The sequence below is a fragment of the Aeribacillus sp. FSL K6-1305 genome (genome assembly GCF_038050115.1).
GTDB classification, from domain to species: Bacteria; Bacillota; Bacilli; order Bacillales; family Aeribacillaceae; genus Aeribacillus; species Aeribacillus composti.
Map to the genome: position 1 here is coordinate 473,645 of NZ_JBBOQV010000002.1, position 26,286 is coordinate 499,930.

The following is a 26,286-nucleotide window of genomic DNA, read 5'->3' on the forward strand; positions in this document are numbered from 1 at the left end:
GTTTACTCCCCTTGGGATTGCAGTTTTTTCGCTTGATCTTCTAAAATGAGGGCATCGATAATTTCATCCAATTTTCCTTCTAGGATGAGATCAAGCTTTTGTAATGTGAGACCGATACGATGGTCTGTAACTCTGTTTTGCGGGAAGTTGTACGTACGAATGCGTTCCGATCGATCACCGGTTCCAACAGCAAGCTTTCGGTTTTGATCGTATTCCGCTTGCGCTTCTTGGCGGTATTTATCTAAAATGCGGGCACGCAAAACCTTCATGGCTTTCTCTTTATTTTTTATTTGCGATTTTTCATCCTGGCAGGATACGACAATTCCGGTTGGAATGTGTGTTAAACGTACAGCTGACATCGTAGTGTTAACGCTTTGTCCTCCAGGACCGCTTGATGCGAATGTATCAACACGGATATCTTTCTCGTTAATTTCTACTTCTACCTCTTCCGCTTCCGGCAAACAGGCGACTGTTGCAGTTGACGTATGAATTCTGCCTCCAGATTCCGTCTCCGGTACCCGCTGCACGCGATGGGCACCGTTTTCAAATTTTAATTTGGAATAGGCTCCTTTTCCTGTAATCATAAAAATGATCTCTTTATAGCCGCCAGTCCCGGTCGTGTTTGCTTCCATCACTTCTATTTTCCAGCCTTTATCTTCCGCATACCTAGTATACATGCGGTAAAGGTCTGCAGCAAAAAGCGCTGCTTCCTCTCCGCCTGCTGCACCGCGGATCTCCATGATAACGTTCTTTTCATCGTTTGGATCTTTTGGAAGCAATAAAATTTTTAATTGCTCAATCAGCTCGCTTTCCCGCGCTTCAAGCTCTGCCAGTTCCTCTTTTACCATTGCCCGCATTTCTGGATCAAGCTTTTCTTCAAGCATGCTTTTTGCATCTTCTAGCTGCTCTCTTACCTTTTTATATTCACGGTAAACTTCAACCGTTTCTTGAAGATCAGATTGTTCTTTCGAATATTCGCGCAGCTTTTTCGGATCGTTGACAACCTCCGGATCCATTAAAAGCTCATTCAATTTTTCATATCGGTCTTCAACCGCTTGCAAACGTTCTAACACGGAATTTCACCTCTATTTTTAATCATAGCCCACTCATAGGGAAACTCCTATGTGGTGCACCGTTTGTAACTTTCTAAATTATAGTATAGGAAACTGTACCAGTCAAAAACAACCGTTTTTAACAATTGGGAAGCAAAAAAGCTTTTTTCGATATGCGATGCTGCAAAGTCGATTTTACAGGTTCGGACGGCTTTTATAATCACATCAAGGTTTTGTTAAAAAGCGATTAATCAATCCAATATGCCGCCATCATTTGTACCAAACTAGCAACCTTTTAAAATTTTTCGTTTTTGATCTAGAGTGCAGGACAAAATCAAGTCGGCTGACAGACAAAACCAGATGTATGCGGACGAATGATTCTGCCATGAAATAGAATCAGCGGCCGAATGGAACAGAATATATTTTTTGAAGCTCTCGCAGTTTCAAACGTTCGGATAATTGCCGGCTCCTCTGTCGATATTCTAGAACTTTTGCCGGATGACCGCTTGTTTTGTCAAACAGGAAGGGTTCTCCTATAAAAAGCTGAATATGTATATTATGATCGTTTGAAAGGGGAGGTTCGATGAATACAACCGATGCTGCCAAAAAAATCGGTGTTTCTCCGAAAACAGTTCAGCGCTGGATCAAACAGCTTAATCTTCCAATGGAACGGAACGAACTTGGACATTATATGTTTTCTGACGAGGATATCACCTTGCTCAAAGAAGTTCACAATCAAATAAAACAAGGAGTTCCAATGCAACAAGTAATAGTAAAAGCGAAAAGAAAAGAATCGGCTAAAAATGCTGGTGGAACGGTTTCGAACGAATTGTTGAAAAAAATAGCGGATCTGGAGCAAATGATCTATTCAAAAGCTGACGATGTCGTGTCATATCAGCTTTTAGTGCAAAGAAAGGAAATTGAAGAGCTGACAGGAAGGATCGAGACGCTCGAAAGAAAAATAAAAGAGCTTGAAAGCAAAAAAAGTATGCCTGAACTTCAAATGTCTTCGATTGATAAACCCCGAAAAAAGAAGGCAGTATATAAAACGCTGCTCAGCTCCATTTTCGGTTTATAAACCCATCTTCATGACACACACTCGATACACGAAATCAATTTTCGATTTATAAGTTCTTTATAAAACTCGCTCAATCGGTGAACGAGTTTTATTTTTTATTGATTAACTGAACATGCAAGTTGTATCGGGGCAGTGCGCGCTGCAACTTGTCGTACAGCTCCTTTTGCCGGTTTTCGCGTTGTTGTTCCGTCAATTTTTGTGATGTATAAATAACCGCCCAAGCATCGTCCCCATTTGTCCAAAAAGAATCGAGCTCTAAACCTTTTTCAGTTTCCAGTGTACGGACGATTTGTTCTTTTGCCTCCCTGATCGTCAAGGGGCTGTTCGCAATATTTATGTTTGGATTTTGTGTTTGCTGGTCGACCACATCTCCTGTATTTTCAGGCTTAACGTCCCTCGTCATCAGGTTGGATCCATTATGATCGAGATTTAATGAGTGATTATCTGATATTTTATCCGCCGTTCCACACCCTGACAGTAAATATATTGCCGCCAAAATGAATGGTATCAATATTCGCATAAAAAGCACCTCCTGTTCTTAAGGTGCCCAAAAGGATCAGCTCTTTTAAATGAAAATATTTCCTTATCGTAAGATTCTCTTCATCACACCTTGCCGACAACGTTTCTTCCCATCTAATGCAAATAAGCAATGATTCATAACGGCGGATTCGCGTGGCACTTTCGGCAGACAGGATAGTACTTGTCATTTCCTCCGATTTGGATTTGCTCGCCCGAATATACCGGTTTGCCGTTGTCGTCAATCCGTAAATTCATTGTTGCTTTCCTTTCGCAGAACCAGCAAATCGTTTTCATTTCCTCAATTTTATCCGCAAAAAGCAGCAAATATTTGCTTCCTTCGAAAAGCTCATTTTGAAAATCGTTTTTCAATCCAAACGCCATTGCGGGAATATTCAATTTGTCAACAATATCCGCAAGCTCAAGTACATGCTTTTTCTTTAAAAATTGTGCCTCATCCACTAGCACACAGTACGGCTTAGGCTGATACTCCTTCACAATTTGGAAAATATTCGTATCATCGTAGATCGGTATCGCTTTTCGTCTGAAGCCAATTCTGCTTGATACATATCCAACTTCATCACGAGTATCAATGGCAGACGTGAAAATCAGCACCGATTTGTTTTGTTCCTCATAGTTATGAGCAACCTTTAAAATTTCGATGGATTTGCCGCTGTTCATCGCCCCGTATTTAAAAAACAATTGCGCCATATTTAAAAATCTCTCCCCGTTTTATAAAAACATGTCAAATAAGTGAAAAAACAGGCAGAATGAAAAGACTGCCTGTTTTACATAATTATTTAAGACCGTATTTTTTGTTAAATTTGTCTACACGTCCGGCTGCAGTTGCAAATTTTTGGCGGCCTGTATAGAACGGATGGCATTCAGAACAAATTTCAACGCGCACCTCATCTTTAACAGAACCGCTTTCAAATTCGTTTCCGCATGCACATTTTACGAGTACTCTTTTATAATTTGGATGAATTCCCGGTTTCATAGTTTTCAACTCCTTTACGCCCTGAATCATTTCGAAACAGAGTTTATCTATTCGGAAACGTGCAATTATTTCACGCTTCAACATTCTTAAACACACATGAAAAAATTATAACAAGGGTTTACAAGAAATGCAACATAGTTAGAAACTTTTTATGCCAGTTGTTTTCCATTCTTCTTTTAGCATTTCAAAAAATTCCTCATTTGATTTCGTTTGGCGCATTTTCTTTAAGAAGCGTTCAGCAAAATCCATCTGATCCGACATAGATTTTCGAATCGCCCATAACATTTCTAAATGCTCTTTCGGAATTAACAATTCTTCTTTTCGTGTACCGGAACGGCGAATATCAATGGCAGGGAATATTCTCCTTTCCGCTAATGAACGATCAAGATGAAGCTCCATATTTCCCGTTCCTTTAAATTCTTCGTAAATGACATCATCCATTCGCGATCCCGTATCTACAAGCGCAGTTGCCAATATCGTCAAGCTGCCGCCTTCCTCAATGTTCCGCGCCGCCCCAAAAAACCGCTTCGGACGGTGAAATGCGGCAGGGTCAATCCCTCCTGACAGCGTCCGGCCGCTTGGCGGAATTACTAAGTTATACGCGCGGGCCAGCCGAGTTATGCTGTCCATTAAAATAATGACATCCCGTTTATGCTCCACAAGACGCATCGCTCGTTCAAGAACGAGTTCAGCGACTTTAATATGATTCTCCGGCACCTCATCGAAAGTTGAGCTTACGACATCCCCTTTTACAGAACGTTCAATATCGGTTACCTCTTCAGGACGTTCATCAATAAGCAGCACAATCAGTTCAGCCTCAGGATGGTTCGTCGTAATGGCATTGGCAATTTCTTTTAAAAGCATTGTTTTTCCTGCCTTAGGGGGTGCCACAATTAAACCGCGCTGTCCAAAGCCGACTGGTGTAATTAAATCCATAATTCTTGTTGATAAATTTTTAGGTTCGGTTTCCAATTTCATTTGTCTATTTGGATAAAGAGGAGTAAGGCCCGGGAAATGGACGCGTTCTTTCGCAGATTCGGGGTCGTCGCCATTTACCGCTTCAACGTGCAGCAATCCGTAATATCGTTCATTTTCTTTTGGCGGGCGGACTTTTCCAGATACTTTATCGCCGTTTCTTAAATCAAAACGGCGGATTTGCGAGGCTGAAATATAAATATCCTCTGCGCTGGGAGAATAGTTAATTGGACGCAGAAAACCAAATCCTTCAGAAGGAATGATTTCTAAGACGCCTTCCATAAATAGCAAATCTTCTTTCTCCGCATTTGCTTTTAATATTGCAAAAATTAATTCCTTTTTTGTTAATTTGCTGTAATATGAAATTTTAAATTGCCGTGCTAGTTCATACAACTCTTTTAATTTCATATTTTCAAGAGTTGAAATGGAAATCTCGCTCATACTTACACCACGCTTTTCTTACCATATTCAAAATGTTTCACGTTTCGTTCTTCCATCCATTAAAATTATGTTGTTTGAAAATGTAAGGACAAATGGATTGAGAAGGAGGCAGGAAGGTAGGAAGCTTAAAAGCAGAAATCTTTTTATAACAACCTCTTTATTTTTACCTTATTTTTTTACTTTTCGCAATACATTTCAAGCTAAAAAACAGCGGAAAGTATTTTGAAGGGTATTATTTTTAAAAAGCAGAGGAGATCTATTCGTCTCCTCCTAACTAAGATCGAATAACTAAATTCGGTTTTTTATTCAAAGAATGGCGGCCATCGATAAAGCGAACTGTTCCGGATTTCGCACGCATCACAACAGAATGAGTCGTTGCAATAGAGCTTTTGAATTGCACACCTTTTAACAGCTCGCCATCCGTTACACCTGTTGCAGCAAAAATCGCATCATCGCCTTTTACTAAGTCTTCCATTCGAAGAGTTTTGTTGACATCAATCCCCATTTTTTTACATCGTTCCAGCTCCTGGTCATTTTGCGGCAGCAGCTTTCCTTGTATTTCTCCTCCTAAACATTTTAAAGCAACTGCTGCCAACACTCCTTCAGGAGCCCCTCCAGATCCGAACAAAATATCAACGCCCGTATGGTCAAAGGCGGTATTAATTGCCGCAGCGACATCGCCGTCATTGATCAGTTTAATGCGAACACCCGCTTCTCGAAGGGTTTGAATAATATGCTCATGTCTTTTTCGATTTAAAACAGTTGCTACAACATCTTCGATATCTTTATTTTTCGCCTTTGCAACAGCTTTTAAATTGTCGATAATCGGAGCATCAATATCTATGCACCCGACAGCTTCAGGCCCTACTGCAATTTTGTCCATATACATATCTGGCGCATGGAGCATGTTCCCATGGTCGGCTACCGCTATAACTGCAAGTGCATTCCAGCCGCCTGACGCCACAATATTGGTTCCTTCCAATGGATCTACTGCGACATCGACACGCGGGCCGTAGCCGTTGCCAAGCTTCTCCCCAATATACAGCATCGGAGCCTCGTCCATTTCTCCTTCTCCAATCACGACTGTTCCTTTCATCGGGATCGTATCTAGAACGGTTCGCATTGCTGAGGTCGCGGCATCATCCGCCTCATCTTTTTTGCCGCGGCCCATCCAACGTGCAGACGCAAGGGCAGCTGCTTCTGTCACACGTACAAGTTCCATTGATAAACTTCTTTCCATTTTGTGTTCCTCCCCCTTTGATGTCATTTCATGCAAAATTGGTGATTCTTATGAATTTTGCAATTGCTGAATTTCTTGGTCAGTTAATTTCTCCCTCCATATTTTGGCGCCAATCCCGGCAAGTTTTTCTTCCAAATGGCTGTATCCGCGATCAATATGGTCGATGCCGGTTACCTCTGTTATTCCATCGGCCATTAAACCCGCTGCTACAAGCGATGCCCCTGCCCGAAGATCGCTCGCTTTTACTTTTGCACCTTGAAGAGTTGACGGACCTGTTATGATCGCAGACCGACCCTCCACTTTGATTTGAGCACCCATCCTTCTTAATTCATCAATATGCTTGAATCTTGAAGAGTAAATGGTATCCGTCACCATGCTCGTTCCGTTCGCCTGTGTCAAAAGCGTTGTCATAGGCTGCTGCAAATCGGTTGGAAATCCCGGGTAAACGAGAGTTTTTATATCGACAGGCTTTAATTCTTTATTTCGACGGGCGATATAAACTTGATCATCGCTCGTTTCTACATGGACCCCCATTTCCCGAAGCTTCGCAATAAGGGATTCGAGATGAAGAGGTATGACATTGTCAACGATGAGCTCTTCTGCAATGCCGGCACCGATAATCATATACGTCCCTGCTTCAATTCGATCCGGAATAATCGAATGGCGGCAGCCATGCAGCTTTTCAACCCCATCGATCCGGATGACGTCCGTTCCGGCCCCTTTTATTTTTGCACCCATGCTGGATAATAAAGTTGCAACATCAATAATTTCAGGTTCTTTTGCAGCATTTTCAATAATTGTCCGCCCTTTTGCCAAGACCGCTGCAAGCATGATGTTTATGGTGGCACCCACGCTTACAACATCAAGAAAAATCCGAGCTCCTCTAAGCTCATCCGCACGCAAATAAATGGCACCATGCTCATTTGTTACAGAAGCACCTAAAGCTTCAAACCCTTTTATGTGCTGGTCGATTGGTCTCGGGCCTAAATGACAGCCGCCGGGAAGCCCGATCACCGCTTTTTTAAACCGGCCAAGCATCGCTCCCATTAAATAATAAGAGGCTCTCAGCTTTTTCACTTTTCCGTTTGGAAGCGGCATTGAAAGCATGCTTGTCGGATCGACTGTAATATCGTTTTGATGAAACGAAACTTTGCCCCCTATTTCCTCCAATAAATCGCCCAAAATATGTACATCAGATATATCCGGAAGCCCTTCAATCGTAACGGATGAGCTTGCTAAAATTGTTGCTGGAATCAATGCTACTGCGCTATTTTTGGCGCCGCTTACCTTCACCGTACCTTTCAACTTCTGCCCGCCTGCAACTTTTAACTTTTCCATAGCAGTCTCCCTTCTTGTGACCTAACAGTTTGCTAAAGAAAACGGGATCCAGATTTTCTTTAACAAACTGTCATGATGAAAAGCCCTCTTTACACATTGATTACCATTTGTTGAAAAATACATACGAAAAGGCGGCAATTTTATTGTACACAAATAGATAGGGCATGACAAAACGTTCATCAGAAAAACGAGCAGATTCTACTCCTTCAGGCGTTACAGCAAGTCAAAAGACCGGATTCTGCGGCAAAAGATTTTTCAAACGGGGGAAATCCCCCGTTTTATCATTTATCGATTGTTCCAGTCTGCTAAAAATTTCTCAATACCTTGATCAGTCAGCGGATGTTTGAACAGCTGCATCAACACTTTATAAGGAATCGTGGCAATATGAGCTCCGCGCAATGCTGCCTCAGTTACATGCTGCGGATGACGGATGGAAGCAGCAATAATTTTCGTATCAATGCCATGAATATCAAATATTTGGGAGATTTCTGAAATGAGATTCAATCCATTATGACCGATGTCATCTAACCGACCTAAAAAAGGAGAAACATATGTAGCACCTGCTCTTGCAGCTAGTAGCGCTTGATTGGCGTTAAAAATAAGCGTCACGTTTGTATGAATTCCTAATTCTGAGAATTTTTTGACTGCTTTTAGACCATCAGGGGTCATAGGAACTTTTATCGTAATATTTGGTGCAATTTTAGCTAATTCTTGACCTTCCTTAATCATTTCTTCCGCTTTAGTTGAGATGACTTCCGCGCTGACAGATCCGGAAACAATGGATGTAATTTCTTTCAATCTTTCTTCAAACGTTACGCCTTTTTCTTTTGCAACCAAGCTAGGATTGGTTGTTACTCCTGACAAAACGCCTAGTGATTGAGCTTCCTTAATTTCTTCGATATTTGCTGTATCAATAAAAAATAACATGCCTGGTACCTCCCTTATGTGATCGCTTTCGCAAAAACAAGAAACGAAACCGCCATACTTCATAAAAGAAAGGCGGCCGTTAATTGCATAAAGAAATATGAAACCTTATCTATTTATTCTGCTTTTCCGGATGAACCGAATTCGCGCATTTTGCCTTTAACTGTTTCTTTAATGGCTTCCCGGGCAGGACCTAAATATTTGCGCGGATCATACATATCCGGATTTTCTGCCAAAACTTCGCGTACGCGTTTAGCAGATGCTATTTGGTTTTCTGTATTAACGTTAATTTTCGCAGTTCCTAAAGAAATTGCTCTTTGAATATCCTTTGTCGGAATTCCTGTTCCCCCGTGCAGTACTAATGGAACGCCAGTCCGGTTGCTGATTTCCTCCATTTCTTTAAAGCCTAGGTTCGGCTCTCCTTTATACGGACCGTGAACAGATCCCAATGCAGGAGCTAGGCAATCAATACCTGTCCGTTTTACAAGCTCTTCACATTCATTTGGATCAGCGTAAATAATTCCTTCTCCTACTACGTCATCTTCCTGTCCGCCGACAACACCTAATTCCGCTTCAACAGAAACACCATGTAGATGAGCAAGCTCCACTACTTTGGAAGTTAAAGCGACATTCTCTTCAAAAGGATGATGAGAGGCATCGATCATAACAGAAGTAAAGCCGGCATGAATAGCTTTTGCACATGATTCAAAGCTTGAGCCGTGATCTAAATGGATGGCAACTGGAACGGTAATTTTATAATCTTCCATCAAACCTTTTACCATGTTCACAACCGTTTTAAAACCGCCCATATAGCGACCAGCGCCTTCAGAAACGCCTAAAATAACCGGTGATTTTTCTTCTTCTGCTGCTTGCAGAATTGCTTGTGTGAACTCGAGATTGTTTAAATTAAACTGTCCTACAGCATAGCCGTTTTCTTTTGCACGATTTAACATTTCAGTCATTGAAACTAAGGGCATCGAAAAATCCTCCTTAAATTAAGTAGCCTATGTTGCGATTAGGGAAAAGCTCAAATCTAGCATGACCTGAGCAAGAAAAATGTATGTATGATGCCAATCATCTTTTCTTACTAAATAGAATACCAACTTATGAGGATTTCGGCAACTTTATCCCGATAAATTCATGGATTATACACTTTATTTCGCTCGGGAAGGCAAATATTTTCTCACTGTATCCCGCAGCTCGTCAATGTCAAACGGCTTGGCGAAGTGTGTTAATGCCCCTAAATCTTTCGCTTCCTGAATCATATCCAATTCTCCATACGCGGTCATGATAATGACTCGTATATCAGGGTTAACCTTTTTTAGCCTTTTTAAAATTTCTATCCCGTCCATCCCTGGAATTTTCATGTCTAATAAAACGAGATCAGGGGAATGGTTTTCGGCTATTTCTAATGCCTGAAAACCGTTAGCAGCTTGAAAAGTTTGATAACCCTCTTTATTGAACACTTCATTCAGCAAAATCCGAATTCCGTATTGATCGTCGACAATTAAAATTTTCCCATCCATTTTTACACCTCTTAACTTAAACAAATGCAATACTTTTTAAAATTTTATTTAGTTATGTATTCTCGATTAAATTACAATTTCCTGCCAACCGATTCACAAATTATTCATATTTTGATTCTTCGCCGCTTTTTCTTATTATATAAGCAGAGAACTTTGTATAAAGGTGGCTGATGATTGAATGTTAAAAATTTTTACGACACAATTAACAGGGTTTTTCCAAAGAATTCAAGAGAAAGAAAACAGCCAAATAGAAGATGCCGCACGTCTTCTGGCGCAAGCTGCAATCGGAGAAGGCGCCATTTATGTTAAAGGATGGGGAATTCTTGAAGGAATCTATGCCCAAGTTGAAAAAGGAGAATCCTTTCCGGCATGCAAGCCTTTGCCTAGTGTGGATAACGTAACCGCAGCAGACCGCGTTCTCCTTTTCACTCCGTTTTCGACTGATCTTGATGCGATTGATACTGCGCAGCAATTGGCCGAAAAAGGGATTCCAACCGTTGGGGTTTCCGCAGCTGTTAACGGCGAAAAAAGCTTACAGCAATTTGTCGATATACATGTAGATTCCAAATTAACAAAACCCATTATTCCCACTGAACATAATGAACGAATCGGCTTCCCTGTGCTCATGACTTCATTATATGTTTACTACTGCTTATTTTTGACTGTGAAAGAAATATTGGAGGAATATGAAGAATAAACTTTACATGCAAGAAATGCGAAGAAATTGGCAAATCGCCAATTTCTTTTTATATGAATTAGCATAGAAACCTATTGATTTCAAATTTAGTCCTCTCTTGTACAGACTTTAGACCTTTATCAATACATTTTGTAGTGCAGAGAGGCTGATGACCTGTTTCATGATTTACAATGCGTTTTTATGAAAAATCGCGTATAAGTTTTTTTCGATACTCTAATAAAATTTTATGAAAAATGCGACGCCGTTTATAGGGATGGTTTTTAAATTTAGAACAGCGTCGATTTCCCGGCCGATTCTTTCTTCAAAATGAAAAACAAAGCCGCTGCTTTTGGAAAACAGTGAAAGAGGCGATTTTTTGCTATTATCGAAATAAAAAAATTTGTATTACGAGCAAAAAAAAGGCTGTCTAACCAATCGTTCAGACAACCTTTTCTTTCATTTCTTATTGATTTTTCTTGTTTAGAGAAGCGTGAATGAACTCCCGGAAAAGAGGCTGCGGTCTAGTTGGCCGTGATGTAAACTCCGGATGGAATTGGGACGCAACAAACCAAGGGTGGTCTTGTAATTCAATGATTTCTACTAACCGTCCATCTGGACTTGTTCCGGAGAATACAAATCCGGCCTCTTCCATTTGCTGACGGAACTCATTGTTAAATTCGTACCGATGGCGATGACGTTCATAAATTACTTCATCGTTGTAGGCTTCATAAGCCTTTGTTCCTTCTTTCAATTTGCAAGGATATAAACCAAGACGGAGCGTTCCTCCTAAATCCTCTACTTCTTTTTGCTCCGGAAGCAAGTCAATAATCGGATATGGAGTGTTTGGATCAATTTCAGATGAATTCGCACCTTTTAATCCTAGAACGTTGCGGGCAAACTCGATCGAAGCTACCTGCATGCCAAGACAGATGCCAAGGAAAGGAATTTTTTGTTCGCGGGCGTATTGAGTCGCGATTATTTTCCCTTCCACTCCCCTGTCTCCAAATCCGCCAGGAACTAATATACCTTCAGCTCCCTGAAGCAAGTCTGCTACATTCTCCTTCGTAACATGCTCCGCATTGATCCAATCAATTTCCACATCGGCATCATAATAATATCCGGCATGCTTCAAAGCTTCCACAACGGAAATATAGGCGTCCTGAAGCTCGACATATTTGCCGACTAAGGCGATTTTAACTGTTTTTGATAAATTGCGGACTTTATTGACAAGCTCGATCCATTCCGTCATATCAGCTTGTCCGCATTGAAGATCCAAATAATCGCAAACAATTTGATCAAGGTTTTGTTCTTGCAATGCTAAAGGGACGCTGTAAAGAATATCGGCATCACGGCATTCAATGACAGCTTTCGGTTCAATGTCGCAGAACAAAGCAATTTTATCTTTCATCTCTTGGGAAATCGGCATTTCTGTGCGCACTACAATCACATTTGGCTGTATTCCCAATGAGCGCAATTCTTTCACACTATGCTGTGTCGGCTTTGTTTTCATTTCTCCTGCTGCTTTAATATATGGCACAAGAGTACAATGAATGTACATGACGTTTTTGCGGCCTGCTTCATTTTTCATTTGGCGGATTGCTTCCAAAAACGGCAATGATTCAATATCTCCGACGGTACCGCCGATTTCGGTAATAACGACATCAGCATTTGTTTCTCTGCCAGCGCGAAAAACGCGGTCTTTAATTTCATTCGTAATATGGGGGATGACTTGAACGGTTCCGCCTAAATAATCGCCTCTCCGTTCTTTTTTAATGACGGCCGAATAAATTTTTCCTGTTGTGACATTGCTGTACTTATTTAAATTAATATCAATAAAGCGCTCGTAATGGCCTAAATCGAGGTCAGTCTCAGCGCCGTCATCCGTCACGAACACTTCGCCGTGCTGATACGGACTCATTGTTCCCGGATCAACATTGATATATGGATCGAATTTTTGAATCGTCACATTCAACCCGCGGTTTTTTAGAAGTCTGCCAAGAGATGCGGCAGTAATTCCTTTCCCTAAAGATGAAACAACGCCACCGGTTACAAAAATATACTTGGTCATGCAAAAATTCCCTCCAGTTGCAATCTATCCTTTTGTTAATTTGCACAAAATAAATCGTCAGAAGGCATCAACAAAAAAATATGAAAGCTCCCTTCCTTTTCGGAAAGGGAGCTTTCATATTGTAATTTGTTTTCCGTACTTTTAAAGCCCAATTAAAATATTAGCGAGGAAAACTATGAAAGTCAACCCTTAAATTTAGTACATTATTGTTCGTCCAATTCTTCCTCATCGAGATCGAAATCAGCATCCAACTTGTCATCTTCTACATCGTAATCATCGTCAATTAGTTCATCATCAAAGCTTTCATCATCTTCTTCGTCCTCAAAATCATCGTCTTCTTCATCAAGATCAAGCTCTTCTTCATCCACATAATCGTCAAGATCGTCATAGTCAAGATCGTCTTCAACCAAGTCTTCATAATCGTCAAGATCTTCTTCATCGTATGCAATCTTCGCTTTTTTCTTCTTCGTTTTAACCGTCGGCTGGGTTTCTTCTTCAATTTGATCGAGCGGATACCAGCTCTTAATGCCCCAGCTATTTTCCCCAATGCAAATAAATTTTCCATCTATATTTAAATCCGTATAAAACTGTGCAATGCGTTCGGTCGCTTCTTCCTCCGAAAGCCCTAATAAACTGCTAACTTCTTTCATTAATTCTTCAAACGGTATAGCTTGCTTTTTTTCGGAAAGAATAAGGTAAGCGATATCCACCATCGACATTTCTTTCAGCTGCTCCTGCGAGTATTGCGTTAAGCTCAAGGTCAGGCACTCCCTTTCTCGTCTTTCATCTATCTTTATTAAATGAAAGGGCAACGAAAATAGAATAAAGCATGATATAATTCCGAATGATGAATGCCGCCCTTTCAGTGATGTACCATATGATACGTTTGCATACCATTCATTATAAACAAATTTTACAACTTTATGCTACCGTATTGTGTCTTGATTTTAAATTTTTTCGTCAAATTCCATTGTCTATCTTTCTATTTTTTAAAATCTTAAGGCGCCCTTGTGGCGCCTTTTAAAATTGCTTTCTATCTAATCATATCTTTATGAAATGAGCTCTTGCTCCTTCGATTCGCCAAAAACAGCTTTTTCCAGCAGCTCCGCTACATCGTACGTTTTCACTTTATTTTCAACCTCTTTTGCTTTCGTTCCATCTGTCAGCATTGTTAGACAATATGGACATCCGGAGCTGATCACGCTTGGATTGACAGCTAATGCTTGTTCGGTGCGCGCAACATTGATGCGCACTCCCGTGTCTTCCTCCATCCACATAAGACCGCCGCCGGCTCCACAGCACATGCCCGTTTCCCGATTCCGTTCCATTTCAACAACTTTTACACCTGGAATGGATGCCAAAATTTCACGGGGTGGATCATAAATTTCGTTGTATCTTCCAAGATAACAAGAATCGTGGAAAGTAATCGTTTCATTCACTTCATATTTCGGAACGAGCTTCTTTTCTTTCAACAGTTTTGCTAAAAGTTCTGTATGATGGTATACTTCGGCTTCAAAACCGAAATCCGGATATTCATTTTTAAATATGTTGTAAGCATGCGGGTCGATTGTAACAATTTTCTTCACATTATATTTTTCAAATTCGGCTATGTTGCTTGCAGCAAGCTCTTGAAATAAAAACTCATTGCCGAGGCGCCTCGGTGTGTCACCTGAATTTTTCTCTTTATTTCCTAATATAGCAAATTTCACACCTGCTTCGTTCAAAAGTTTAGCAAACGATAAAGCGATTTTTTGGCTGCGATTATCAAATGATCCCATGGAACCGACCCAGAATAAATATTCAAACTCCTCGCCTTGCTTTTTCAATTCCTTCACCGTTGGCACGTAGACATCTTCTCGTGATTTGCGCCAATTTTCCTTATCTTTGCGGTTTAGGCCCCACGGATTTCCTTGCCGCTCAATGTTTTGCATCGCCCGCTGCGCATCCGGATTCATTTTTCCTTCTGTTAATACAAGGTAGCGGCGCAGGTCAATGATTTTATCGACATGTTCGTTCATTACTGGACATTGGTCTTCACAATTCCGGCACGTCGTACATGCCCATATTTCTTCCTCTGAAATGACCTCTCCGATGAGGCTTGGATTGTAGTCAAGAGCCGCCGCCGCTTCACCTGTTCCCTTTTGCAGCGACTGAAGAGCCAGCTGATTTCCCATCGTATTTTGAAATGCAAAGGCAGGCACCCAAGGGGACTTGGAAGTGATGGCAGCCCCTTTATTTGTTAAATGATCCCGAAGCTTTATGATTAAATCCATCGGCGAAAGCATTTTTCCAGTACCAGTCGCCGGACACATATTTGTACACCGTCCGCATTCAACACAGGCGTACAAATCGAGAAGCTGCGTTTGCCGGAAATCTTCAATTTTTCCGACTCCATATGATGTTTGAGTTTCGTCTTCAAAATCAATTTTCTCCAACTTCCCTGGATTTGACAAACGACTTAAAAAAACATTGGCAGGTCCTGCAATTAAATGGGCATGTTTAGACTGAGGGACATACACTAAAAATGTGAGCAAAATGAGCAGGTGCACCCACCAAAAAACGTAAAAAATAACAGCGGCGCCTGTTTCACCGACAAAGCCCAGCAGGAAAGCAGCCGATGAGGCAACAGGTTCACTAAAGCTTCGTTCATATCCCCTCCAAATCATGTACATACCGTTTCCAAGCAGTACAGACAGCATTAATCCGCTGATAAAAACAAGGACAAGTCCGGATTTAAACCCTCGTTTTAAACGGACAAGCTTTTCAATGTATCGCCGGTAAAAAGCAGCAACTACCGCTACTAAAATAAGGAGGGTAACAATTTCTTGGAAAAAGGTGAAAATCGGGTATAACGGTCCGAAAGGCAAATGGCTCCCCGGAATCAGCCCTTTTAAAATGAAATCAATCGCACCGAATTGGACAAGAATAAAGCCGTAGAAAAAAATAACATGAACCCAGCCCATTTTCTTGTCTTTTAATAGTTTTTTCTGTCCGAACACATTGACCCAAATCCGTTCGAAACGTTCTTTTACCTTCCCGTCGAATTCTTCTTTTTTTCCAAGTTTGATATAAGCAATTCTAGTTTGAATTAAATAAATAAACAAATACACCGCGTAAACGGTTACAAGCAAAAACGCAAAAAAATTAATCCATAATAGTGTATTCATTATTCTCCCCCATTCATAAAATCCCCCTGTTGTATTTGACTGAAATTTCGGACGTTTCTTAATTATATTATATAATGAATGAACGTTCAGTCAATTCACCAAATCGTTGAAAATCGGAACCATTTTTCCTTTGTTTCGTATATAATGACAGTTATTTATTTCTAAAAAAATATTGAACAAATTCCAAAATTTATTTGTTCATTTTGCTAGAGGAGTGCCGGAAAAATGGATACGACTGACATTGTCGGGCTCATTAAACAACACCATCATCAAATAAAAAAAACTGTCAAAAGGACTGTGAAAAACGAATCTCTTGTTGATGATATCGTCCAAGAAGTTTGTATTAAAATATATATATATTTTCAAACGAATGATATGCCTACCAATATCAGCGCTTGGATTACGACTGTCTCAAAAAATACAGCCACCGACCATCTTCGAAAAATTCAACGAAACAATCATTTGCTAAACCATCTGCAGCAAGAAGCAATTTTTCACAACTGCTCAGAATGGAATCCCGAATCCAAGGCCTTATTAAAACAAATGATTGAATATGTGCAAAATGCATTAAACGAAATGGATCCTAATACAAAAAAGATTATTCTATTGCGGCAGCAGGGATTATCCTATACAGAAATTGCCCAGCAGATGAATTTGCCTAAAAATACGGTGAAAACAAAAATTTTCCGCGGCCGAAAACAGTTAATGACATTTCTGCAAAAGAACGGGGTTTTTCAAAATGATTTATGAGGATGTTAGTTTTCAATATAACTAAGCGACCAATAATCTCTGCAACGACTGCCGGGCGTTTGCTGAACAACTCAAACAGCGTTCACATCGCTGTGGAAAACTCTCTTGACCTAGCAATAGAGCCTGCAATTTACTTTTGGATCGCGTTTTTTGTTTTTCGCTTTTTTCATTGTCTGCTTTTCCATAGTCTCAGCTGGTTCAGCCTCATTTCAAAAAGCAGTATGATGGATCCTGTTTAATACAGCAAAAAATGAATAAGCTCTTCCCTATCATAAACAAAATACAAAAGAGGTTATAACTCAACAAACAGCACAGCTGTCGGAAAATAAATAGCATGTCTCCTTCAAATATATGCAAACAAAAAAGCAAAAAGCCCTTTTTCACACAATAACTTGTTGAAAAAAGGCTTTTTCTGCTCTCTTCGTTTTAACATCCTAGAAAAAGAGATGCGATTAGGTTGAAATCGGAAAGCATTCCTATTTCCCTTTTACTCGAATCATTTCCCACATCTAAATTCGTTACATTTTTTCAGGAGCGGAAACGCCAATTAAGGTAAGGGCATTTTTCAGCGTGATTTGCGTTGCTTTCATAAGAGCAAGCCGCGCCTTAGATTTCATTTCATTGCTTGCATCAAGCACTTTTTCTGCATTGTAGAAGCTGTGTAGCACAGATGCCAGCTCAAAAATGTAATTCGTAATCCGATGCGGAATTCTTTTCTCTGCGGCTTCAGCGACAACGCCAGGGAATTCACCAAGCTTTTTTAACAGCTCTATTTCTTTCTCAGATTGAATTTCATTCAAAAGATCGCTTTCGTTTGCATTGTAAGACAGGCCTTGCTCGTTTCCTTGGCGGAGAATGCTGCATACACGCGCATGAGCGTATTGTGCGTAATAGACAGGATTTTCATTTGATTCCGATACAGCCAAATCCAAGTCAAAATCCATATGCGAGTCGCCGCTTCTCATAGCAAAAAAGTAACGAACGGCATCCAAGCCGACTTCTTCGATCAATTCTCTCATCGTGACAGCCTTGCCAGTACGTTTTGACATTTTCACTTTTTCGCCGTTTTTAAAGAGGCTGACCATTTGCATAATTTCCACTTCAAGAACATTTTGATCATACCCCAGCGCCTGAATGGCTGCTTTCATTCTCGGTATATAGCCATGATGATCCGCGCCCCAAATGTTTATCAGCTTATCAAAGCCGCGATCCAATTTATCTTTATGATAAGCAATATCTGGTGTTAAATACGTATAAGACCCATCCTTCTTAATCAACACTCTATCTTTATCATCGCCAAATGCAGTAGAGCGGAACCATGTTGCCCCGTCTTGTTCATAAATGTGGCCGTTTTTCCGAAGCATGTCGAGCGCCTCATCAATTTTGCCGCTTTTGTATAGGGATGTCTCAGAATACCAAACATCGAAGGAAACGCGAAATTCTTCGAGGTCTTTTCTAATTTTCTCAAGCTCATATTTCAGACCGAGGTCACGGAAAAATTGCAGCCGTTCTTCTTCGCTTTTTTCAAGCAGACTGTCGCCATATTCATCAGCAATTTTTTTTCCGATTTCAATAATATCTTGTCCATAGTATCCGTCTTCAGGCATTTCCGCTTCTTTTCCAAGCGCTTCTAAATATCTTGCCTCTACGGACAGAGCTAAATTGTGAATCTGATTTCCAGCATCATTAATATAATATTCCCGGGTTACATCATACCCCGCTTTTTCTAAAATGTTGCAAAGAGAGTCGCCGAATGCTGCTCCGCGCGCATGCCCCAAGTGAAGATCTCCCGTCGGGTTTGCAGAAACGAACTCCACTTGGATTTTTTTACCTTCCCCAACATTTGATTCGCCGTATTTGTCACCCGCTTGAATAATGGCTGGAATCAACTTAGTTAAATATTCATTATTCATGAAAAAATTAATAAAGCCCGGACCAGCAATATCAATTTTTTCAATGGATGCTTTCGCTCGATCAAAATGTTGAACAATTTCCTCTGCAATCGCCCGAGGCGCTTTTTTAGCTATGCGAGCAAGCTGCATGGCCATGTTTGTTGAGTAATCGCCGTGTGCTTTTTCTTTCGGCACCTCTAAAATAACTTCCGGAATTTGCTCCTCTTCTGCGATGTTTGCTTTCAATACAGCATTTTTTATTTCTTGTTTCAGCTGCTCCTTTACTTCATCTACAATGTTCATTCAATGCTCCTCCTTCTTAAATTGAATGCTTAAACTGTGTAAACGAGGGGTATCTCCATTTATTTCGAGCAAATATTCTATGCTAAGTGTACCATGTTTTTCTTCATCTGTATGCCAGATAAGCGATTTTGTCTCCGCTGCGAGCTTCAGCGTCCCGTACGGTGTTTCATAATTGGCATACGTTTTTTGTCCCTGCTTGAAGCGCTGTCTTAAGCGAATGCCTCCGGAACGTATGAGAGTCGTTTCCTTTTCGCTGATTTTGATTAACGTCTTAACGGTTTCATCATCTTGAATCTCATCATAAACCAAATAAAAAGTGTGCTGCTTTTTGAAAAATTCCCCGGTTGTATAAAATTCAATCCGCTCTTCTTCTGTTTGATTTTGAAAAATCTTGTTTTGAACATAAATTTGAACAGGTACGCGCATGTCTTTATATCATCCTTTTTAGGGATTTATTCTATATTTTAGTGGAAATCATTTGCTGTTAAAAGCTTTATATTGGCCTGCCTGCCGCTTGACGCTCGATCCAAGCTGTTCAGCTTTTGAATAATAAAAAGCCATAGCAGAAGCACTATGGCAGAAAAATGACTTTACTTTCTTTTTGCCACCCAGCCTAATAACATTTCTCGAATCAATTTGCTCGCTGTATTCGCTGTTTGTTCTGAATGGTCATATACAGGTGCGACTTCAACTAAATCAGCGCCGACAACTTTCACATCAGAACGGGCAATTTCATGTATAGAAGCAAGCAGCTCTTTTGATGTAATGCCGCCAGCATCGACTGTTCCGGTTCCCGGCGCGTGAGCAGGATCCAGCACATCGATGTCAATCGTAACATATACAGGTCTTTGTGAAAGTTTCGGAAGAATCTTTTTGAGCGGCTCGAGCACTTCAAATTTGGCAATGTAAAGTCCAGCCTCTTTCGCCCATTCAAATTCCTCCTTCATCCCAGATCGGATGCCGAATGAAAAAATATTTTCCGGGCCAATCAAATCGCTTGCTTTCCGGATCGGAGTGGCATGAGACAGAGGCTCGCCTTCATAATGCTCGCGCAAATCTGTATGCGCATCGATATGAATGACCGCTAAATTTGGATATTTTTTATGCATCGCTTTAATGACAGGCCATGTTACAAGGTGCTCTCCTCCAATTCCGAGAGGAAATTTATCCGCTTTTAAAATTTTGTCCACAAACTCTTCAATCAACTCAATGCTCCGCTTTGCATTTCCAAACGGAAGAGGAATATCGCCTGCATCAAAATATTTTACGTCCCCAAGCTCACGATCTAAATAAGGACTGTATTCTTCCAATCCGATGGAAACCTCCCGAATGCGGGCCGGACCGAAACGGGAGCCTGGCCGGTAGCTGACTGTCCAATCCATCGGCATTCCATAAATGACTGCTTCACTTTCCTCAAAGCTTGGATGGCTTCTAATAAAAACATTTCCTGAATAAGCTTCATCAAATCGCATGGACATCACCCTCCTGTCTGAAAAAGCAAGAGGCTGATCCCTCTTGCTTAAACTGTATCATGCTATTCGCTTTTTGTTCAGTTTTCCTAAAGGCTATTTAATTATTTCGGAAACAAACTTCGGTAAAGCGAATGCAGCTTTATGAATTTCTTTCGTGTAATATTTAGAATCCAAGTCAAAGAAACGATCGTCACTTACCTCAATTGGATCATATTTCTTCGATCCGATCGTGAATGTCCACAGCCCGCTAGGATATGTCGGGATGTTTGCAGTATATAGCCTTGTAATCGGGAAAATCTCTTTCACATCATGATAGACATTTTTTATCAAATCTGCCTTAAACCAAGGATTATCCGTTTGCGCGACAAAAACGCCGTCCTCCTTCAAAGCTTTGGATATTCCTGCATAAAACCCTTTTGTAAAGAGGTTGACCGCAGGACCGACAGGCTCGGTTGAATCAACCATAATGCAGTCATATTGATTTTCGCTTTGTGCAATGTGCATAAAGCCGTCGCCAACTTTCACTTCAACGCGTGGATCATCTAGTTTTCCGGCAATTTCCGGCAAGTATTTTTTTGAATACTCGATCACTTTGCCGTCAATTTCTGCAAGTGTTACTTTTTTTACACTTGGATGCTTCAGCACTTCACGGATAACGCCTCCGTCTCCTCCTCCGACAACTAGCACATATTCTGGCTTCGGATGAGTAAACAACGGTACATGGGCCATCATTTCATGGTAGACAAATTCGTCTTTTTGCGATGTCATTACCATTCCATCCAAGAAAAGCATGTTGCCGAATTCTTCTGTCTCCACTACCTCCAATTTTTGGAATTCGGTCTGTTCTGTATGTAAAGTGCGTTTAATTTTCATCGTAATCCCGAAATGTTCTGTCTGTTTTTCTGTATACCAAAGTCCTCCCAAAATTTAATCTTCCTTTCATATGTTTTTCCAATATCTTTCCCTAATTTGAACAGACAACACGTAAACCTCAAAAAAAGTATAGTGGAATCTATCAAAATTGCAAAGAATAAATTTCATTTTTCATAGGTGGAAGTTTAAAAACTGGCGAATCACCTCATACTGAATAACAAAACGAACGGGCTTAAGAGGTGATGGGAATGGAAGCGATGACGCCAAAAGGCATTCGTCTTACCATCAAAACAATCCGGGCATTATTTTTTATTCATTTTTTTGTTTTTGCTGCGGCAGCTATTTGTATTGCGGTTGTTTTGATTGCGGCTAAAGTACAAGGCGCTCCTTCCATTGTTGTGCCGCAATCAACTGTATTGTACGCAAGCAACGGAACGAAAATCGGTGAGGAGCATCACGGCGGCCGCCGTTTTTGGGTGGAACTTGATGAAATTTCACCCTATTTAATCAATGCGACAATCGCTATTGAGGACAAAAATTTTTATGATCATCACGGTTTTGATTTTAAACGAATAGCAGGTGCTGCCGTTGCCGATCTCAAAGCGATGGCAAAGGTGCAGGGAGCCAGCACAATCACCCAGCAATACGCAAGAAATTTATATCTTGGATTTGAAAAAACGTGGGCTCGGAAAATGACAGAAGCTTTTTATACCATTCGGCTCGAGATGAACTACTCGAAAGAAAAAATTTTAGAAGGCTATTTAAATACAATATATTATGGACACGGAGCCTACGGGGTCGAGGCGGCCTCCCGTTATTACTTCGGCAAAAAGGCAAAGGACTTGACGCTCGCCGAAGCCGCTCTACTTGCCGGCATTCCGAAAGGACCGTACTCCTATTCACCGATGGTGAACTATGATTTATCAAAAAAAAGACAAGAGATGATTTTGCAGACAATGGTCAAACAAGGGTTAATTACAAAAAAAGAAAGTGAACTGGCTGCCAAGGAAAAATTAACGTTCAAAACGAACGAAAACACCAAAACAGAAAAGTTTGCCCCCTATTTTCAAGATGAGGTTATGAAAGAAGTAAAAGAAATATTGCAGGACCACCAATTAATTGAAACAGCCGGTCTGAAAATTTTTACTACTCTTGATCCAAATCTGCAAAAAATTGCTGAATCGACCGTAGAAAAAGTCATGAGGAAAGACTCGGATATCCAAGTTGCCTTCTCTGCAATCGATCCGAAAACAGGCGAGGTAAAAGCTCTAATCGGCGGACGGAATTATAAAGAGAGCCCTTTTAACCGCATGACTCAGGCAAAACGTCAGCCTGGTTCAACGATTAAGCCGTTTCTATATTATGCAGCCTTGGAAAATGGATTTACGCCGTCCACAACGCTGAAAAGCGAGCCGACAACGTTCCATTTTCAAAATGGAACAAACACGTATTCCCCGGGCAACTACAATGGCTACTACGCAAATGATGAAATTACATTAATAGAAGCCCTTGCTTTGTCCGACAATATTTATGCTGTTAAAACCCATATGTTTATCGGTATGGATCAATTAATAAAAATGGGAAAGCTTTTTGGAATCGGAGAAAATTTTAAAATGGTTCCGTCGCTAGCTTTAGGAACTTCTCCCGTAAGGCCGCTCGATCTCATGAACGCTTACGGCATTTTAGCGAACGGCGGTCAAAAAATAAAACCGATATTTGTCCGTAAAATCATTGATAAAAATGGAAAAGTCTTATATGAGGCAAATGTTGAAAAGGAGCAAATTCTAAATGAACAAACAGCCTTTATCACCGCACATTTAATGACCGGCATGTTTGATCGAAAGCTAAACAGTTATACAACTGTTACAGGGGAAAACATTATCGATCAACTATCAAGGCCTTTTGCGGGAAAATCCGGGACGACAAAGACTGACAGCTGGATGATCGGATTTGCCCCGCAGCTCGTAGCAGGTGTATGGACAGGTTATGACAAAGGAAAGACGATTGACATGGTCGAGGAACGAGCCTATTCGAAAAAAATTTGGGCCGGCTTTATGGAAGAAGCGTTGAAACATGAACCTGTAAAACAATTTAAGCCGCCTGAAGGAGTTGTCGGTGTTTATGTCAATCCGGAAAACGGGCTTTTAGCGACGAAAGAATGTCCCGTCTCCCGCCTTGCGTATTATGTGAAAGGCACGGAACCAACAAAATATTGCATGGAGCACCTCGACAATATGGAAGAGCCGAAAAACAGCGGGCGGAAAAAAAAGGATGAACCATTATGGAGAAGGCTTATGCCGTGGTTTTAGACATATAGGCAAAATAAGGGTTTGCGCATAGTCTTGACGCAAGCCCTTATTTATTTTTCAAAGAAGATGCAGCTCCTATGATATACTATAAAAAAGGACGATATATATTCAGATGTCATAACAAGAGGCCAGTCCTTGTAGAAATCGACCGATTACATGTATGCTACAGCTCTTATATTTTTCGAAAGCTTCAGCGAAGAATCTGAGGAAAAATAAACGAATAGCCGATTTCTACTATCCTTTTCATGCTTAAAAACACACGACTGAAAGGATTATCACAGCAATGAACGAATTATTAAAACAGCCGGAATGGAGAATCATCGATCATTCAAGCTTAGGACCCTTTTTTGATGCCAAGCAATCATTCGCTTACGATGATACGTTGTGCACGACAGTCGGGAGCGGCATGTCCCCCGCGACAGTCCACACTTGGGTGCATCATGATACGATTGTTCTCGGCATTCAAGATACAAGAGCCCCGTTTTTAAAAGATGGAGTAGATTTTTTAAAAAAACAAGGATATAAAGTCATCGTTCGAAATTCCGGCGGGTTGGCTGTTGTTTTGGATGAAGGGATTTTAAACGTATCGATCATTTTACCGGAAAAGGAGAAAGGAATTGACATTAACCGTGGTTATGATGCAATGAAGGATTTAATCTGTTTCATCTTGAAACCGTATGGTGCAGAAGTCGAAGCAGGAGAAATTGTCGGTTCATATTGTCCCGGGAGCTACGACCTCAGCATTCACGGCAAAAAATTTGCCGGCATTTCTCAGCGCCGTCTTAAGAGAGGCGTAGCGGTTCAAATTTATTTATGCATCACAGGAAGCGGAGCAGCGCGCGCAAACGTGATTAAACAGTTTTATGACAAGGCAGCAAAAGGAGAAGCCGAACATTTCAAGTACCCAAACGTAAATCCGAGCACGATGGCGTCTTTACATGAATTATTAAAGGTGAAGTTAACCGTCCAGGATGTGGTGCACGACCTTTTTGCAGCCTTACAACATTTGAGCGGCCGCATTTATTCCTCCAATTTAACCGACTTTGAACTGGAATTGTATGAAGCAAACTTCATAAGAATGATAGAGCGGAATGAAAAATTTTTGCCTAATATGTAAATCGGGAAGGGAGAAAGTTATGTTTAAAAAAGTAGCTTCTGATGTTTTAGGATTAAGTGATATCGGCACGGTGATCAAGCCGGAGGATTATGATAAAGTGGACGCGGATGATTATGTCATGCATGAGGATGGGGAAAAAATCTACTTCCTCATTAAGTCGAAAACCGACGAGTATTGTTTCACAAACAAAGCGTTAATCCACGTTGACGGCACAAGCGCTGTCAGCAAAAAACGCACTTTAAAGCGGTATGACTACTATGCCCACCGCGTTTCAAACGTTGTGCTTGAAACGGCAGGGACTATTGATTTAGATGTAGAAATCAAATTCCAAATTGGAAACACGCCTTTTTCCATTGATGTTCATAAAAAACATTTAGAAGAGCTAAAAGATTTGTATAAAGCGTTGATTAAAATAGAAGAAATTTCAAACGATCATGACAATTATATGGAGTATGCAAAACAAAGCCTGCAAATGGCCGCCTCTGTATTCACCAACAACCGCATAAATGAAAGCAATATTTCCGAGCAATTTAAAGAAATTAACGATATTGCGTTCAATTGGCTGATGAATGCGAAAAAGCAATACAATTTAAAAGATTACGGGTTTGTGTTTGACCTTTTTATCCAACAATAAACACTAAATAAGTGCCTAAAAAATAAATCAAGCAGAGAAAAACAAACCGTTTCTCTACTTGATTTCGTATGTTTGTTTGAAGTAGCTGGCGAATGCCTGCTACTTTCGGACGTTGCGGCTAATGCCGCAATCCCTTTTTATTTTTTGTATGGCTATTATTCAAAATAATATTGAATAAGATCAGGCTGCCGCCCTTTGTCCTTTAAAAGACGCAGGCGGAGCGTCTTCCGCTATTCCGCCATTTTTTCCAGATTGCCGTTTCGATCCATTTTAAACGTTGTTGTCGGACGTTCTTCTTCCTCAAAGAGAACTAGCTTTCGAGCGCGGTTCATAATCTTCATAAGTGTTTCATAGTCTTCTTGAACTGTTTTCGATTCTTCCTCAAGCTTGGCAACCTTCTTCTCCAACTCTTCGTTTTTCTTAATCAGTTCTTCATTTTCTTTTTTCAAACGCTCGTTTTCTTGCTGCAAAGCCTCGATATGTTCACTGTTCCCTTGGTAAGTTCTTAAAAATTCAATTACACTATCCATTGTCAGCTCCACTTTTGAATTGGCTGCGAGCTCTGGATGATTATAATTCTTTGAATTTTGCACCGCATTTACTTCAGTAAAATCACCAGGCGACGCTTCAGGCGGCGTATAAAGCAATCGCTTCTTTGCAGTCTGGCCTTTCCCAAGCGCTCTCATTTTCTGCTTTCTCTGTTTTTTTGCAAGCTGCAAAGCTTTTTCATACTTATGGCGCACAACGGCGTTCCAGCGGAAGCCACAGGCGGCCGACGTGCGGTTCAGCTTATCACCAACTTCTTCAAAAGCGTTTAATTGCGTGCTTCCTTCACGGACATGCCGCAAAACGGTTTCTGCTAATAGCAGATCGTTTTCTTCTGTCCAAGCATCCTGTCTTGTTTTCATTCACTCTCAACTCCCTTATTCTTGAATAAT

At 40.7% G+C, this 26,286-nt stretch carries 24 protein-coding genes; 6 read left to right on the forward strand and 18 right to left on the reverse strand.

Annotated elements, in window-relative coordinates:
* Window positions 1-2 precede the first annotated feature (2 nt).
* The gene (gene prfA, locus NST97_RS12060; protein WP_063389031.1) at window positions 3-1,073 is read right to left on the reverse strand and encodes a peptide chain release factor 1; all 1,071 of its coding nucleotides are present in this window, start codon (window positions 1,071-1,073) and stop codon (window positions 3-5) included.
* A 562-nt stretch (window positions 1,074-1,635) separates the two neighbouring features.
* On the opposite strand from prfA, the gene NST97_RS12065 reads away from it, so the two are divergent.
* Complete coding sequence (locus tag NST97_RS12065; protein ID WP_327856152.1) at window positions 1,636-2,130, forward strand: MerR family transcriptional regulator; 495 nt, start codon at window positions 1,636-1,638, stop codon at window positions 2,128-2,130.
* Window positions 2,131-2,218: 88 nt separating this feature from the next.
* Here NST97_RS12065 and NST97_RS12070 read toward each other — a convergent pair whose 3' ends face one another.
* The 9 genes from NST97_RS12070 to NST97_RS12110 all read right to left on the reverse strand — a co-directional run bounded on the left by NST97_RS12070 (window position 2,219) and on the right by NST97_RS12110 (window position 10,087).
* Window positions 2,219-2,650 carry a hypothetical protein gene (locus NST97_RS12070; RefSeq protein ID WP_339198016.1) on the reverse strand — a complete coding sequence of 144 codons (432 nt, stop codon included), beginning with the start codon at window positions 2,648-2,650 and terminating at the stop codon, window positions 2,219-2,221.
* A gap of 134 nt (window positions 2,651-2,784) precedes the next feature.
* Entirely contained in the window at window positions 2,785-3,357 is a 573-nt protein-coding gene (locus NST97_RS12075; RefSeq protein ID WP_063389034.1) for a thymidine kinase, read from the reverse strand.
* Between the two features lie 85 nt (window positions 3,358-3,442).
* On the reverse strand, window positions 3,443-3,643 hold the full coding sequence (gene rpmE / locus NST97_RS12080) for a 50S ribosomal protein L31 (protein WP_063389035.1): 201 nt from the start codon (window positions 3,641-3,643) through the stop codon (window positions 3,443-3,445).
* Between the two features lie 138 nt (window positions 3,644-3,781).
* Window positions 3,782-5,059 carry a transcription termination factor Rho gene (gene rho / locus NST97_RS12085; RefSeq protein ID WP_063389036.1) on the reverse strand — a complete coding sequence of 426 codons (1,278 nt, stop codon included), beginning with the start codon at window positions 5,057-5,059 and terminating at the stop codon, window positions 3,782-3,784.
* Window positions 5,060-5,333: 274 nt separating this feature from the next.
* Window positions 5,334-6,299: a class II fructose-bisphosphatase gene (gene glpX / locus NST97_RS12090; protein WP_063389037.1), complete on the reverse strand. Its 966-nt coding sequence runs from the start codon at window positions 6,297-6,299 to the stop codon at window positions 5,334-5,336.
* Window positions 6,300-6,347: 48 nt separating this feature from the next.
* Window positions 6,348-7,637, reverse strand: coding sequence for a UDP-N-acetylglucosamine 1-carboxyvinyltransferase (locus NST97_RS12095; RefSeq protein WP_063389038.1), 1,290 nt, complete (start codon window positions 7,635-7,637; stop codon window positions 6,348-6,350).
* A 285-nt stretch (window positions 7,638-7,922) separates the two neighbouring features.
* Window positions 7,923-8,564 (reverse strand): fructose-6-phosphate aldolase, encoded by a 642-nt coding sequence (gene fsa / locus NST97_RS12100; RefSeq protein ID WP_066251329.1) that lies wholly within the window; start codon window positions 8,562-8,564, stop codon window positions 7,923-7,925.
* A gap of 113 nt (window positions 8,565-8,677) precedes the next feature.
* Window positions 8,678-9,538, reverse strand: coding sequence for a class II fructose-bisphosphate aldolase (locus NST97_RS12105; RefSeq protein ID WP_063389040.1), 861 nt, complete (start codon window positions 9,536-9,538; stop codon window positions 8,678-8,680).
* Window positions 9,539-9,715: 177 nt separating this feature from the next.
* The gene (locus NST97_RS12110; protein ID WP_063389041.1) at window positions 9,716-10,087 is read right to left on the reverse strand and encodes a response regulator; all 372 of its coding nucleotides are present in this window, start codon (window positions 10,085-10,087) and stop codon (window positions 9,716-9,718) included.
* A gap of 178 nt (window positions 10,088-10,265) precedes the next feature.
* On the opposite strand from NST97_RS12110, the gene NST97_RS12115 reads away from it, so the two are divergent.
* Window positions 10,266-10,784 carry a DUF2529 domain-containing protein gene (locus tag NST97_RS12115; RefSeq protein ID WP_341343296.1) on the forward strand — a complete coding sequence of 173 codons (519 nt, stop codon included), beginning with the start codon at window positions 10,266-10,268 and terminating at the stop codon, window positions 10,782-10,784.
* A gap of 442 nt (window positions 10,785-11,226) precedes the next feature.
* Here the strand turns inward: NST97_RS12115 and NST97_RS12120 are convergent, their stop codons facing one another.
* The 3 genes from NST97_RS12120 to NST97_RS12130 all read right to left on the reverse strand — a co-directional run bounded on the left by NST97_RS12120 (window position 11,227) and on the right by NST97_RS12130 (window position 15,998).
* Window positions 11,227-12,831, reverse strand: coding sequence for a CTP synthase (locus NST97_RS12120; RefSeq protein ID WP_063389043.1), 1,605 nt, complete (start codon window positions 12,829-12,831; stop codon window positions 11,227-11,229).
* Between the two features lie 203 nt (window positions 12,832-13,034).
* Window positions 13,035-13,589, reverse strand: coding sequence for a DNA-directed RNA polymerase subunit delta (gene rpoE, locus NST97_RS12125; RefSeq protein ID WP_339198023.1), 555 nt, complete (start codon window positions 13,587-13,589; stop codon window positions 13,035-13,037).
* Window positions 13,590-13,880: 291 nt separating this feature from the next.
* A complete protein-coding gene (locus NST97_RS12130; RefSeq protein WP_130156424.1) occupies window positions 13,881-15,998 on the reverse strand; it encodes a (Fe-S)-binding protein in 2,118 nt (705 codons plus the stop codon).
* A 225-nt stretch (window positions 15,999-16,223) separates the two neighbouring features.
* Between NST97_RS12130 and NST97_RS12135 the strand changes: the two genes are divergently transcribed.
* A complete protein-coding gene (locus NST97_RS12135) occupies window positions 16,224-16,748 on the forward strand; it encodes an RNA polymerase sigma factor (protein ID WP_341343297.1) in 525 nt (174 codons plus the stop codon).
* Between the two features lie 518 nt (window positions 16,749-17,266).
* On the opposite strand, the gene argS is transcribed toward NST97_RS12135, so the two are convergent.
* From argS to speE, 4 genes are all read right to left on the reverse strand, one after another.
* On the reverse strand, window positions 17,267-18,943 hold the full coding sequence (gene argS, locus NST97_RS12140) for an arginine--tRNA ligase (RefSeq protein ID WP_341343298.1): 1,677 nt from the start codon (window positions 18,941-18,943) through the stop codon (window positions 17,267-17,269).
* Window positions 18,944-19,369 carry a DUF1934 domain-containing protein gene (locus NST97_RS12145; protein ID WP_063389048.1) on the reverse strand — a complete coding sequence of 142 codons (426 nt, stop codon included), beginning with the start codon at window positions 19,367-19,369 and terminating at the stop codon, window positions 18,944-18,946. It lies immediately after the preceding gene.
* 164 nt (window positions 19,370-19,533) lie between these two features.
* Window positions 19,534-20,415: an agmatinase gene (gene speB / locus NST97_RS12150; RefSeq protein ID WP_063389049.1), complete on the reverse strand. Its 882-nt coding sequence runs from the start codon at window positions 20,413-20,415 to the stop codon at window positions 19,534-19,536.
* Between the two features lie 93 nt (window positions 20,416-20,508).
* Window positions 20,509-21,339 (reverse strand): polyamine aminopropyltransferase, encoded by an 831-nt coding sequence (gene speE / locus NST97_RS12155; protein ID WP_082829608.1) that lies wholly within the window; start codon window positions 21,337-21,339, stop codon window positions 20,509-20,511.
* A 197-nt stretch (window positions 21,340-21,536) separates the two neighbouring features.
* Between speE and NST97_RS12160 the strand changes: the two genes are divergently transcribed.
* The 3 genes from NST97_RS12160 to NST97_RS12170 all read left to right on the forward strand — a co-directional run bounded on the left by NST97_RS12160 (window position 21,537) and on the right by NST97_RS12170 (window position 25,348).
* A complete protein-coding gene (locus tag NST97_RS12160) occupies window positions 21,537-23,597 on the forward strand; it encodes a transglycosylase domain-containing protein (protein WP_339198032.1) in 2,061 nt (686 codons plus the stop codon).
* A gap of 283 nt (window positions 23,598-23,880) precedes the next feature.
* Window positions 23,881-24,714 (forward strand): lipoate--protein ligase family protein, encoded by an 834-nt coding sequence (locus NST97_RS12165; protein WP_341343299.1) that lies wholly within the window; start codon window positions 23,881-23,883, stop codon window positions 24,712-24,714.
* A gap of 19 nt (window positions 24,715-24,733) precedes the next feature.
* Entirely contained in the window at window positions 24,734-25,348 is a 615-nt protein-coding gene (locus NST97_RS12170) for a PH domain-containing protein (RefSeq protein WP_063389052.1), read from the forward strand.
* A 230-nt stretch (window positions 25,349-25,578) separates the two neighbouring features.
* Here NST97_RS12170 and NST97_RS12175 read toward each other — a convergent pair whose 3' ends face one another.
* Window positions 25,579-26,256 (reverse strand): RsfA family transcriptional regulator, encoded by a 678-nt coding sequence (locus NST97_RS12175; protein WP_066251351.1) that lies wholly within the window; start codon window positions 26,254-26,256, stop codon window positions 25,579-25,581.
* Between the last annotated feature and the right edge of the window lie 30 nt (window positions 26,257-26,286).